Raw genomic sequence first — 11,979 nt, 5'->3', positions numbered from 1 at the left:
TCGCACTCGATGGAGGCCGTTCTGGACGCGGCCGTGGCCGTGCTCGACGAAGCCGGCGGGACCGCGTTGACCTTCCGCACCCTCGCCGCCCGACTCGGCACGGGCGTCGGCACGATCTACTGGTACGTACACAACAAGGACGAGCTCCTCGACCGCGCCACCGACCATGCGATCAGCGGGGTCCTGGCCGTCGTGGAAGAGCTGCCGGACAGCGACGACCCCATCGCCGACCTCCGCGCTATGGCCATCGCCCTGTTCGACGCGATCGTGGACCGGCCATGGCTGTCCGCGTACTTCATGCGCAACACCGACATCCAGGGCAACTCGCTACGACTGTACGAGCGCCTCGGCCGCCAGACCCTGCGCCTCGACCTCACCCCGCGCCAGCGCTTCCACGCCGTCTCGGCGATCACGGGTGTCGTGGTCGGGACTGCCGCCGACCTGGGCGCGGAGATCCCCCAGGAGCTGCTCGACGGTGAGGTGGGCCGTGAGGAGTACCTCGACCGCTTCGCCGAGGCCTGGCGGTCCCTCGACGCCGAGGAGTTCCCCTTCGTACGGCAGATCGCCGACGAGTTCGCCGGTCACGACGACCGGGACCAGTTCCTCGCCGCGCTGGACCTCACCCTCGCAGGACTTCGCCTCCAGGCCGGAACCTGACCCCGCCACGGCCCGACCGCCACTTTGAGTAGCCGGTCTGGGCTGATCACGGGGTCGGCCTTTTGCCGCGTGCTGCCGACCGGATGCGCCGGGCGGATGCGCCGGGCGGTCACTCCTGGCTCACCGGCGCAGGACGGCTCGTTCCAGGAGGTCATGGAGCGCGCGTTGCTGTCCGGGGTCGAGTTCGGCCAACGGTGATTCCTGGGCGAGGAGTTCGAGGAGCCGTGCCCGAAGCGCTGTGCCTTGCGGGGTGAGGACGAGGTGCTTCGCGCGACGGTCGGTGGGGTGGGCGCGGCGTTCGGCCAGGCCGAGCTTTTCGAGCTTGTCGATGACGAAGGTGGCGTTGGAGGGCTCGCAGCTCATGCGTTCGGCGAGCTCACGCATGGTCATCGGCCCGGTCATTTCCCGCAGCGCGGTGGCCTGCGCGGGGGTGAGGCCAAGTGCGACGGCACGGGCACGTACGTGATCGGCACGCGCCGCCACTCGTCGAACCATCCGGTGTGGTGCAGAGCGAGTTCGGCGAGGCCCGCACTGTACTGACCTCGTCGGTCCCAGTCCCGGTCGACGCGCGTCCGCGCCAGCAACTCCGCCGCCGGCTCCCAGGCTCCCGACCGCGCCGCGGACAGTGCGGCCCGCAGACCGGCATCAGGTGCGTCTACGTCCACCGCCCCGTCCGGCGGCAATCCGTCGGCTGTGGCCGCCATGTGCCGCAGCATTCTGGGCAACGTGAACATGCTCGTCATCCTGCCCACAACCAGCCCCTCCCAACGGCGCGCGGCGCGCACAGCCGATCACCGACGAGCGCACACCCTACCGACACCGACCGGGCGTGCGGCGCACACTGCCGACCCGAATGAACCAGCTCAGAACGCATCTCCGAAGCGGACTGGGGGCAGGGCCACTGCTCGGCGTTTCAGGTGTGGAAACGTTCCACTTCGGAAAATTCAGCTTCGCCATCCATGCATGGCATGCCATGAAGCCTGCGACGACGAACCCCCGCCTCCCCGCCTCCACCACCCCGCCCGTCCAGGCCTCAACCCTGCTCAAACCGACATGTGCCCTGCAAGTCAAGCAAGGTGCGGATCCCTCTCACGGGTTGGCCGAGCGCACTTGTTCCGCCGAACTCGTGTGAGGTGCTGCCGGAATCTCACGGGTTCTCAGCGGTGGATGAGGGCGGCACGATCTTCTTCGGCATCAGATCCGCGTGGATTTCGTCGGTGTCCTGGCTTGCGATGAGCGTTGCGCCATTGCGGCGCAGGGCGGTAAGCGCTGCCGTGTTGTGAGCCTTGGTGTCCGCGACTACGGCCCGTGCGCCGGCCCTTGCGGCTTCGTCGAGGAGGATGCGGAGAGCGGCGGTGCCGATGCCGCGCCCGCGATGTGAACGGCCGAGCCACATGCCGGTCTCAAGGACGTCATGGCTGTCACGGAGAGCCAAGCGGCCTGACCCCACGATGTCCCCGTTGTGGGTGATCGCGAAGGTGACCTCGCGGAGCGGGCCGGCGAGTCCGAGGCGTCGAGCCCGATGCCAGTTGCGGAAGGCTTCCTGCCGTTCCGTCGTCCATCCTGGCGGGCCGGCCACGGCAGGCATGACCTCTTCGGGGGCTGCTTCCTGGACGGCGACCGCGAGGAGTTCTTCGAGGTTTTCCTCGTCCACCTGCCGCGCCGCTACCCGACCGACCATGTCGGTTCCCTCCGCTGAATGCCGGACACCGGCTGTTGATCCTTGCGTTCTGTGGGGCGCTCCGCCAGTGGTTTTCGGCAGAGCCGTCAGGTATGCGGAGCCGTCAGGTACAGGGTCGACGCGGTCAGCGAGCTGGAACAGGCGGCCTGCGGGTACCTGCCGAAGGCGTCAGCGACGAGTCCGGGGTCCATGGAGTTCACCAGGGGAGTTCACCAGGTCGAGGAGGCGGGTTCTGAGGAAGCCGCTGGCTCCGGCGGACAGTGCCGCGTAGACGTACTCGTGCCTTCGACCCCCACCGCAGGGAGCGGTGGGGGTCGGTTGGCTACTGGCCTTCATCAAGGCGGTGAACGTATACGTCCAGCAGAGACGATCGAGGGGACAAGCCATAGGCGCATCCTCTCCACCAGTCGGTGTCGGCTGCGCGAGCCGAAGAGGACGGTGCCGCTCGCAGCGGGCAATGGTCGGACGTCGTAACTGGTTGCGGCTTGCCTGTCCAGACGTTCCATCTCGTCGTGTCGGGCGACGAGCCGAGAGATCGCCAAGGATTCGAAGGCTTGCTGGACAGTGTCGCGGGGCCCCTGGCCGGTCGGCAACCACGTGTGGTGGCCGACCGGCCGTGCGGCGCCGACAAGGCCGGCGACGCCGCGGACGAAGCGGCCAAGCACGCGGGTGAGGCGGCCGACGCGGCAGCCCAGGCCACGAAGCACGCGGCCGCGGCCAAGGAAGCGGCCGACACGGCGACGGCGGCAGCAGCCACCGCGCACGACGTGTTCGACCTCGCGCGCGAGACCGAGGCCGAGGACCTGACCACCCGCACCAATGCTGCCATCGAGCGGGCCAAGTCCGAGAAGCAGAGCACGGAGCAGTACGTCTCCGTCTCAGCCGGCATGGCCGTACAGGCCAAGCAGCTCGACGACGTCCAGAGCTCCCTCGCGACCGAGGCCGCAGCGCCCGGCGCCGACATTCCGGCCCTGGCCGCCAAGGGGCGCCGGCTCGCGCTGGACGCGATGAAGACGCGCGGCCCCTGGATACGCCAGGCTTCCGCCGACGCCTTGTCCGGTTCCGACGAGGACGTCATGGAGTTCCTGCGGACCGGGTGGGACGAAGCCGGGCACAACGAGGTGCGCGACGCCGTTGCGACACTCAGCACCACCAGCCCGTACGAGTCCGTACGCACCGCCGCCGTCACGGCGCTGGCCGGTGACGACCAGGCCGTTGAGGCTTTCTATGCGCAAGGCCAGTACACGGCCGGCGCGGACGACATGGCGGTGGCGGTCTCCTCGCTCGTCAACGCGGGTGGGCCCAGCGTGCAGACCGCGGGCAAGGCCGCGCTCGCCGACGGTGGCGGCAAGGCCCTGGCCGCCTTCCTCGCGCACGGCCAGTACGAAGCCCGGAACTCCGACGAGCAGGTCATTGCCTCCACGCTCGTCAACGACGGGGCGCCGGAGGTCGAGGCCGCGGCCAAGACGGCCCTGGCCGGCGAGGCCGGTGAACTGCACGACTTCATCGCGGTCGGACAGTACATGGCCGACCGCAAGGACCAACTGGCCGCGACCCACATCGCTCAGGTCACGGGGCTCGTGGCCCAGGCGGACGCCATCGCGCTGACGGCGCAGAAGAACCGCTGGCTCGCGGCCAAGGCCGCAGCCGAGGCCAACGGAGCAGCCGACGCGGCCAAGGACGCCGCAACCCGGGCACACGACTCCGAGCTGGAGGCCAATGGTTACGCGGACGCCGCCAAGAAGTCCGCGGAACAGGCGCAGACGAGCGCGAACAAGGCCGCCACGTCGGCGACGAGGGCACGCAACGCGGCCAACGCCGCGGACCGCGACGCCGCCGCGGCCACCGAATCCGCCGCCCAGGCCCAGTGGTCGGCCAACTACGCCTACGCCTCGGCGGCGTCCGCCGACAGCTCAGCGGCGCAGGCGGAGGCGTCCGCGCTTGCCGCGGGGAAGAGCGCCAAGGAAGCCAAGGCCGATGCCAAGGCTGCGTGGAAGAAGACCTACGACCTGCGCAAGCAGGAAGAGGTCGCGGAACGCAAGGCGGCCGAGGCGGCGCGGAAGAAGGAAGCGGAAGCAGCGAAGAAGCCACGCTGCGTGCCGCGCTTCAGGGAGGGCGGGGTCGATTACGAACTCCTGCGATGCGTCGAGAACGGTGGCACGCTCTCGTCGAACATCCCGTCCGACCCGACGACCGTGGCCGTCGTCTGGGCCCTGTTCGGCATCGACGACATCGTGGACTGCTACGAACACCCCACGTGGACCAAGTGCGGAATGTCCGCCGCGATGGTCGTTCCGGGCGTCGGTGAGATCAAGGGCCTCAAGGGTGTAGCGGCTGCCAAGAAGGCCATCGAGACGACCCGGGTCGGAAAGATCGCCCACCTCACCGAGGTCGTACTCAAGGAGGGCAAGCCCCTCGGATACCAGGACAGCCCCGGCGTCCAGATCATCACCCCGGACGAACTCAAGGGCGTCGCCCAGTCCATCCGTACCAAGCTCGGCCCGCCGGACCAGCTGACCGAGGTCCCCGGCAAGGGAACTGTCGAGGTGTGGAAGATGGACGGTGGAAATGTCAACTACCGGAATTTCAGCAGTTCAGGCGGGGCCGGAGATGCCACCATCGACTTCACCAAGCAACTCGCCCAGGAACTAGGGTTCAAGCGGTACCACGCGAAGTGACAAGGAGACCTTCCATGCAGACCACCGGTGACGAATACCAGAAGGAAGTCGACTACCTGGTTCGGTATGCCGAGATGTCGCCGGTCTACTTCACACCCGTCTGGGACGCCGCGGAGACGATCGCGGGTGAGGGGAGTTCGGAAGCCGCCACTCAGGATGCGGCCCTCGCCATCATCGCGGACATGCTGGAGCGTGGCGTCAAGGTCGGGGACATGAGCCCGCGCGACGGAGAGGGCGTCATTCCCTGGCCTCTCTCGCGCGAGGAGAGCCTGCGTCGTATCCGGGAAGAGATGAAGCGCTACGACGACCCGCTCGAGTACGTGAACATCTGCTGGTTCAGCATCGACTGAATCCGCACATCGCACACCGCACGCCAAGGGAGGGGTCCTGTCTTCGGGCAGGGCCCCTCCGCTGTTGGACCGGGCCTTCGCACGTGCAGCGTTTCCAACAGGACCGGTGCACCGTCGGTGAGCAGGTCGACGAGCGTGCTGGTGTGAGCGTGGGCGGTGGACTCGCTGATCCCGAATCCAGCGGCGATCTTCGCGAGAGTGGTGTGTTCGCGCAGCATGGTGACTCACTCCGCGAGTGCATGCGGAAGGTCGAATGCGGCAGGGCGGATGACCAACGAGGCCCCCGAGCATGGCAGCGACCCTGTGGTACGACACTGGCGGCTCTTGCGCCCGCACCTCCAAGACAACCGCGCGGCGCAGCTCACACCACCGCTCGCGGTAATGCAAGAAATCGGCAAGGAGATGGCCGGTCAGGCTGACCCATACTTCCCGACCTGAGCGCGTCAGACGGGGCATCAGTGGATGAAGTTTGAAGACTTGCGGGCGTGGCGCCCAAACCGGTGGGAGAACTCCGAATATAGATTCCAGATCTCCGGCATAAATAGCTCTTCGCGTTTCCATGAGCCCACCGAGGGCTGGCTGCATCCCTTCGATCGTCCCGTAAGCCCAGCGAGCGGCGGCGAGATGAGCACTCGCCTCCAACACACGCCAAGCGCTCTTGTGCATGTTATTCGAACTCACCCCGGACGCCGGCACTTCACCGGCGGCCTTGGTCCGCAGGCAGGTCGTGTCAGCACAGCCCACGGCCGCCGCGTACTTCTTCCTTCGGGCGACGGCCTGCCCCACCGTGTGGCTGGGGCATCCACCGCTCTGAATGATCGCGCCGGAGAACAGTCCGCGGGCCGGAGGCTGTCGGCGTCGGGCACCGAAGGGCGGAGCCGCGTACGGGATACCGACGTCATTCCGGACGGTGGTGCGGATCGTCTTCTCTCGTCGTGCGCCTGCAACCCAGGTCGCGCATCAGCCGGGCGACGGTGCAGCGGGCCACCGGTATGCCTTCACGATGCGGTCGCCGCCAGACTTTCCTGACCGCGTAGACACTCCAGTCAGCCGCGTGAACGCGGCTGATCTGCGTCTTCGGTCCGGTGTCGCGGACTGCTTCGGGTGATAGGTGTGCGCTTCCTCGCCGCCTAGTAGGTGTTCGTTGCGATCTTCGATCCGTGGCTGGTCAGGACTCGGCAGATCGGCTCGACCCCGCACACCTGGTGGTGTGCGTCGAAGAACGTTGCGAGCGTTTCGACGGCCGGTCGAGCTCGGCCGCGAAGAAGGTCGAGGCCGCTATGAGGATGTCGTTAGCCCGCCGCAGTTCGGCGTTCTCCGCCTTCAAACACTCGATCTCTGCATCCTCGTCCGAAGTCATCCCCGATCGCAGACCGGCATCGACTTCCGCTTCGCAGACCCAGGTCCACACCGTCCCGGCGGCACAGACCCCGAGCTTCGCGGCGACCGCCTTCCAGCACGGTCCGCAGCGCGTCGGTGGCCAGCTCTCCGACGCGGGCTCCGCGCCCCACCGGGGATACTCCGGCGATGCCGTCCGGCAGATCGGCGCCGTCCTGCGGCACCGGCGTGTGCTCGCCGACCGCCGCGAGTTCGAGGCGGACCCCGCCCCGGCGCGCGTAGCGCCTCGTCCCCTGCCGTCGCGTCGCGCTGCCGGGGACGAGGTCTGCTCTGTGACGAGGGGGTCTTTCCGAGGACGACAGTCAGGAAGCGACGAAGCGGGCGATCTGCCCGAGGACGACGGTGTCCGTCAGGTACCCGATGTGGGTCTGGCAGAGCACGTTGTTGTTGGTCGCGCCGTCGAGCCGGGTGCTCGTGTAGGGGATGATGATGCCGTCGCACGCCGAGTACCAGGTCGCGTACTTGGTGGAGCCGGGTGTCTCGTCGCCGGAGGAGATCTGGGAGATGAACGAGGAGCCCGGGTACATCTGCTGGCAGGTCGTGTAGATCAGACAGGCGCCGGCGTACGTGGTGCCGTGGTTGGCGCCCGCGATCGAGGCGAGGTGGCTGACGCTGGTGTTGCCGCCGAGCACCTTCAGGTAGTACTGGCTGACGAGGCCGCCCATGGAGTGGTTGACGATCGCGACCTTGCTCGCGCCGGTCCGCGCCTTCACGGTGTTGACGTAGGTGGCGAGGCCCTGGGCGTTGGTGACGTTGTTGCCGTACGAGTTGTACTCGTAGGCGAAGAGGTTGGAGCTGGACCAGCCGTTGGCGCGGAAGACGCTCATCGCCGTGACCCAGTTGGAGGCGTTGCCGGTGTAGCCGTGGACGAAGACGACCGGGGTACTGGTGGACAGCGGTTGCGCGGCGGTGGCCTTCGCCGCCGTCGTCTGCTTGGCGGCGGCCGGGGCGTCGGCCGCGCCGGCCGTCGTGGCCGAGGAGAAGAGAGTGAGCGCGACGGCACTGGCCGCGAGCACGCCGAGCAGCCGGCGCGGGGAACGACGAGGTGTGGAGCCCATGGAGCCCTCCTGACGGGGATGCGGGTACCTGGCTCGACCAGGGTCGTGGGGCCGGGCCCGGACGCCATCGGCGAAATCACCAGTGCGCGCGAACTCCCCTTGCGGCGCGATGTCTTCGCAATCGACGAAATTGTCTTCGGACCGCCGGTGAACCGTCGCGCGACGAGGGGGTACAGGGGGCGACCTGGAACAGCTCGTGATCCCCTACCTCGACCAACTGTCGCCTGCCGCGTCGCGCGTGGGCGCCGTCAACACCGTCGTCTTCACCGAGGACGGACGCGCCGTCGGCCACAACACCGACATCGCCGGGTTTGCCGCCGCGCGCCGCCGGAACATGCCGCACGTCGACACCGGACGTGTCGTGCAACTGGGAGCGGCGGCGCCGGTGCGGCAGTGGCGCACGCCTTGCCGGATCTGGGTGTGCACCGTCTCATGATCACGGATCCGAACCTCGGCCGGGCACAACGTCTCGCCAAGGCGCTCAACGAACGAGCCGGAACCGACCTGGCCCCGGGCATGCACCGCGACGGAGGCCGACACCTACCTGGCCCACGCCGACGGGCTGGTCAACGCCTCGCCCGTGGGCACCGAACACGACCTCCAGCTCCCGCTGCCCCAAACATCGCTGCACCCCGGACTCTGGGTGGCCGACATCAACTACCACCCGCTGTGGACACCGCTCCTGCACGCCGCCCACGCCATGGGGTGCAGCGTCTTCCACGGCGGAAACATGCTGGTCCACCAAGCTGCCGACGCGTTCCGGCTGTTCACCGGCCGCAAGCCGTCCACCTCCCACATGCTCGCTGACTTCGCCGAGATCACCGCTGACATGCAGGCGCACACCTGACCCGGCCCAACACCCGAATCGGCCCTGCGCCGTGGGCACCCCGACACGCAGGGAGGGACACGACACCCCCCGCACGCCGCGGGCCACCCGTAGGAGAAGTGCACGTCACCACATGACGGACGGTCGGGACCACGAGACAGATCGGCTGGTCCGCCACACCCTGATCGGAGACCGTGCCCCCCACCGTTCGCCCTGGTCTGGCGGCACCCTCATGGTCCGCCACCTGAGGCCGACCAACTGCTCGGCATCTTTCGCGAAGTCAAATCATGGTCTCGAGCTGCTCTGTGAGCAGCGTGGTCCCGAACGGCTGCCCCGGATAGCGGCGGACCGCCCCGATGGCGCCGCCTTGCCGGTGGGCGGATGTTTTCGACGCTCAGGCGGTCCGGTGGTAGATCGCTTTCCTCCACCTGCACCCCGCGACCGCAGGGCCCGCGATCCCCGGGCCGCTTCCTGCATCCGACCGAATACGCGAAACGACGGTGCGCCGTGGACGCGTCGACTCATGGAATCGGCTCTCTTGTCATATGTTGCGCCTGTTTCCATGTGTTCGTCACGGAAGGCTTGTCATGCATCCTGTCTGCGTCCGTATCGCCTTGGTAGGCGGCGGTCTGCTGCTGTCCGCCGCCCCCTTGGCCGCGGCCCCCGCCGTCGCCAGCCCCTCCGCCGCTCCCACGGCAGCCGCGGGAGTGCAGTCGGCGCCGCGGTCCACCCTGTCCGCCAAGGCGACCGTGAAGTCCATCGGGGCCTGGCAGCAGTTCCGCGTCTACGGCTCCTCCACCGGTCTTCCGGCCGGGACCCGCGTCACCCTGCAGCAGATGCAGAAGAAGAAGTGGGTGAGCCTGCCCATCCACATGAACACCACGCGCAGCCACACCTACAACCTGCGTGTGAAGCTCGGTCTGAAGGGCCTCAACAAGATCCGCATCGTCGGCGGCGGCGCCGTCTCCAACACCGTCCAGGTCACCATCCGCTGAGCCCACCGCCATCCGGGGCCAGTGCACAAACCTCCGCGTACAGGCGGCCCGGCGGAGTATCGGGGGCCCTGATACTCCGCCTCACGGACCGCCCACAAGGGCCTCCTGGCACCGCAACGCGGACGTCCGGAGCTAGAGCGTGTCTCTTTGGTGGGTTGGTCGGTTGATCGGATGTGTCTGTCCGGTTATTGATCACTGATGCGATGTGGGCCCGGATTGAGCCGCTCATGCTGGCCGATCCGGCCCGTAATCGGCGGTGGGCCGACCACCGTCGGACTCTTGAGGCCATCGCGTGGAAGTACCGCACTTGCTTGCCATGGTGGGACCTGCCCTGTGAGCTCGGGCCGTTCCAGAGCGCGCATAAACGCCTGCTCAGATGGGCTGTTGACGGCACCTGGGAACGGATTCTCTCGGCGGTTCTCGCCGCAGCGGATGCTGGTGACGACGTGGGCTGGACGGTGTCGGTGGACTCGACCGTTTGCCGGGCCCACCAGCACGCTGCCGGGGCCAGGAAAAGGGGGCGCCCGGACGATCAGAGCCTCACGATCATGCGCTCGGTCGCTCCCGCGGCGGTCTGAGTACGAAGGCCCACCTGGCCAGTGACAGTCGGGCACGACCCTTGGCTCTCCATGTCACCGCTGGTCAGGCCGGTGACGCCCCGGCTTTCGAGGCAGTCATGGCCAGTATCCGGGTGCCACGAACGGGACTTGGGAGACCAAGGACTCGACCGGCACTCGTCCTCGCTGACCGGGCGTACTCGTCCCGTGCGATCCGCGCGCATCTGCGGCGGCGCGGCATCCGAGCCGTCCTCCCGCAGCCCGCCGACCAGGTCGGTCACCGTCTCCGGCGAGGCCGCGCTGGAGGTCGCCCGCCAGGCTTCGACGCTGAGGCGTACAAAGCGCGCAACAGCGTCGAACGCTGTATCCCCCGACTCAAACAGTGGCGGGGTCTGGCCATGCGCACCGACAAGCTTGCTCTCGCCTACCAGGCCGCACTCCACCTCGCTGCCATCCTCATCTGGACCAAGAGCTGACTGCAGGGACGATTACGGCACGCCTGCCAGAGGCAAGAGCGGCGCGCGAAGATTGGCGTATGGACGACCTCCTGAAGTTCCTCCGCACTCGAATCGAGGAGGACAACCACGCCTACGCCTACGTTGCCCAGACGTTCGGTGGCGAAGCCCTGCTCGACAGCCACCTACCCATGCTCGATCTCATCGACATGCTGGCCCGGGACTACAAGGTCATGGATTCCACAGACGTACGTCACGCGGGCCTCACCTACACGATTCGCGTCCTTGCCCAGTCGTATGCCGAGCACCCCGCCTACCAGCAGAAATGGCGCCCCTAGAAATCTTCAAGGAGACAGGCCCTAGCTGATCATCGCCCACGTGGCCGTCCACGCCCGGCCAGCTCTGCGCCACTGACCCCACCGGACCGATGCTGGGCACCATGGTCACCAAGACCGTCTTCGAACACGTCGGCTTCCCCGCGCGCCGACTGCGCGAGGCTCGACAGTCAAAGCAGCGCCGAGAGCTGACGGCCCTTTGAACTCGCCACGGCGGGCCAGTGCTCTGCTCGTCCGCTCTGCTCGTCCGGGCTGCGCACGATGACCTACCCACGCTTTTGCGGGACGACGCACCACCTGGCGTCTCACCAGAGTGTGGGCACTGCAGGTCACCGGATCACCGTGCTCACACTTCGGTGAAAGGACACTGACGTGTCTCAGCGGAGTCTTGGGTTCCCACGTAGGTCGAGGGCGTGCCACAAGGCCTCCGGAGTGCTGCCAGGCCAGGTGGCAAGAGTAAGTAGTAGCCGTCGTATGCCCGAGCCTGGCCGGTTCCCTGACGACCGTGCTCGGCCAGCAGAAGCTGCTGGCTGGGCGGATCGAGGAACGCCTGGCGTGCTGTGCCCGCGGCCCCGGCACCCGCTTCAGCGTAGGAGGCATCTGAGTCAGCAGGCCGTGCAGCCGGTTCGCTACCCGGGTGGCTTCGGCGGCCAGGTCGTCGAACGAGACGATCACCTCCAGCTCGGCGATCGTCTCGTCCTCACCGTCCATCGCCCGCAGAGCGTGGGACATCACGCGGGCTGCGTCCGCGGTGGTGAACGCCCCCCGCGCGTCAGTTTTCGCCTCGCCCGGGTAGAGGTCGTGGGTCCGCCGCATCGTCAGCCCCGTCACGCCGGTGGCGGGGTGTTCGCCCTTGCCGACGTCCAGGCCGAGGAAGACGTCGATGTCACCGGTGTCGATCACGTGCGGGCCCCTCCATCACGCTTTCGTCCGGCCTCGCCACGGCATCGAGCTGCCACACCCACGCTACGGAGAGCTCTTCCGGTTCG

At 67.8% G+C, this 11,979-nt stretch carries 13 protein-coding genes and 2 pseudogenes; 8 read left to right on the top strand and 7 right to left on the bottom strand.

Annotated features, from left to right (window positions below; translation table 11 throughout):
• Positions 1–9 precede the first annotated feature (9 nt).
• A complete protein-coding gene (locus tag ACIRF8_RS31675) occupies positions 10–657 on the top strand; it encodes a TetR/AcrR family transcriptional regulator (RefSeq protein WP_404220407.1) in 648 nt (215 codons plus the stop codon).
• A gap of 120 nt (positions 658–777) precedes the next feature.
• Here ACIRF8_RS31675 and ACIRF8_RS31670 read toward each other — a convergent pair whose 3' ends face one another.
• From ACIRF8_RS31670 to ACIRF8_RS31660, 3 genes are all read right to left on the bottom strand, one after another.
• A complete protein-coding gene (locus tag ACIRF8_RS31670; protein WP_404220405.1) occupies positions 778–1,152 on the bottom strand; it encodes a MarR family winged helix-turn-helix transcriptional regulator in 375 nt (124 codons plus the stop codon).
• On the bottom strand, positions 1,056–1,361 hold the full coding sequence (locus ACIRF8_RS31665) for a hypothetical protein (RefSeq protein ID WP_404220691.1): 306 nt from the start codon (positions 1,359–1,361) through the stop codon (positions 1,056–1,058). Before ACIRF8_RS31665 ends, ACIRF8_RS31670 begins: the two co-directional genes overlap by 97 nt.
• A 443-nt stretch (positions 1,362–1,804) precedes the next feature.
• Positions 1,805–2,338 carry a GNAT family N-acetyltransferase gene (locus ACIRF8_RS31660; RefSeq protein WP_404220403.1) on the bottom strand — a complete coding sequence of 178 codons (534 nt, stop codon included), beginning with the start codon at positions 2,336–2,338 and terminating at the stop codon, positions 1,805–1,807.
• Positions 2,339–2,892: 554 nt separating this feature from the next.
• Between ACIRF8_RS31660 and ACIRF8_RS31655 the strand changes: the two genes are divergently transcribed.
• A complete protein-coding gene (locus ACIRF8_RS31655; protein ID WP_404220401.1) occupies positions 2,893–5,016 on the top strand; it encodes an ALF repeat-containing protein in 2,124 nt (707 codons plus the stop codon).
• A 14-nt stretch (positions 5,017–5,030) separates the two neighbouring features.
• On the top strand, positions 5,031–5,366 hold the full coding sequence (locus ACIRF8_RS31650) for a hypothetical protein (protein WP_404220399.1): 336 nt from the start codon (positions 5,031–5,033) through the stop codon (positions 5,364–5,366).
• A gap of 71 nt (positions 5,367–5,437) precedes the next feature.
• Here ACIRF8_RS31650 and ACIRF8_RS31645 read toward each other — a convergent pair.
• From ACIRF8_RS31645 to ACIRF8_RS31635, 3 genes and pseudogenes are all read right to left on the bottom strand, one after another.
• Positions 5,438–5,584, bottom strand: a pseudogene (locus ACIRF8_RS31645) (transposase family protein); the annotation flags it as partial.
• Between the two features lie 680 nt (positions 5,585–6,264).
• The gene (locus ACIRF8_RS31640) at positions 6,265–6,435 is read right to left on the bottom strand and encodes an IS3 family transposase (protein ID WP_404220674.1); all 171 of its coding nucleotides are present in this window, start codon (positions 6,433–6,435) and stop codon (positions 6,265–6,267) included.
• A 631-nt stretch (positions 6,436–7,066) separates the two neighbouring features.
• A complete protein-coding gene (locus ACIRF8_RS31635) occupies positions 7,067–7,822 on the bottom strand; it encodes an esterase/lipase family protein (RefSeq protein ID WP_404220397.1) in 756 nt (251 codons plus the stop codon).
• Between the two features lie 196 nt (positions 7,823–8,018).
• Between ACIRF8_RS31635 and ACIRF8_RS31630 the strand changes: the two genes are divergently transcribed.
• The 5 genes from ACIRF8_RS31630 to ACIRF8_RS31610 all read left to right on the top strand — a co-directional run bounded on the left by ACIRF8_RS31630 (position 8,019) and on the right by ACIRF8_RS31610 (position 10,993).
• The gene (locus ACIRF8_RS31630; RefSeq protein ID WP_404220395.1) at positions 8,019–8,258 is read left to right on the top strand and encodes a hypothetical protein; all 240 of its coding nucleotides are present in this window, start codon (positions 8,019–8,021) and stop codon (positions 8,256–8,258) included.
• 144 nt (positions 8,259–8,402) lie between these two features.
• Positions 8,403–8,669: a hypothetical protein gene (locus tag ACIRF8_RS31625; RefSeq protein WP_404220393.1), complete on the top strand. Its 267-nt coding sequence runs from the start codon at positions 8,403–8,405 to the stop codon at positions 8,667–8,669.
• Positions 8,670–9,235: 566 nt separating this feature from the next.
• A complete protein-coding gene (locus tag ACIRF8_RS31620; protein ID WP_404220391.1) occupies positions 9,236–9,643 on the top strand; it encodes a hypothetical protein in 408 nt (135 codons plus the stop codon).
• Positions 9,644–9,846: 203 nt separating this feature from the next.
• A protein-coding gene (locus ACIRF8_RS31615) for an IS5 family transposase (protein WP_404220672.1) occupies positions 9,847–10,676 on the top strand; the annotation gives its coding sequence in 2 pieces (ribosomal slippage) (positions 9,847–10,170 and positions 10,173–10,676; 828 coding nt in all).
• A gap of 59 nt (positions 10,677–10,735) precedes the next feature.
• Complete coding sequence (locus ACIRF8_RS31610; RefSeq protein WP_404220389.1) at positions 10,736–10,993, top strand: DUF6221 family protein; 258 nt, start codon at positions 10,736–10,738, stop codon at positions 10,991–10,993.
• Positions 10,994–11,545: 552 nt separating this feature from the next.
• On the opposite strand, the pseudogene ACIRF8_RS31605 reads toward ACIRF8_RS31610, so the two are convergent.
• Positions 11,546–11,875, bottom strand: a pseudogene (locus ACIRF8_RS31605) (transposase); the annotation flags it as partial.
• Between the last annotated feature and the right edge of the window lie 104 nt (positions 11,876–11,979).

Source organism: Streptomyces sp. NPDC102406 (assembly GCF_044765725.1).
GTDB lineage: Bacteria > Actinomycetota > Actinomycetes > Streptomycetales > Streptomycetaceae > Streptomyces.
The sequence above is the reverse complement of the archived record's forward strand: the minus strand, read 5'-3'. Positions and strand labels throughout refer to the sequence as shown.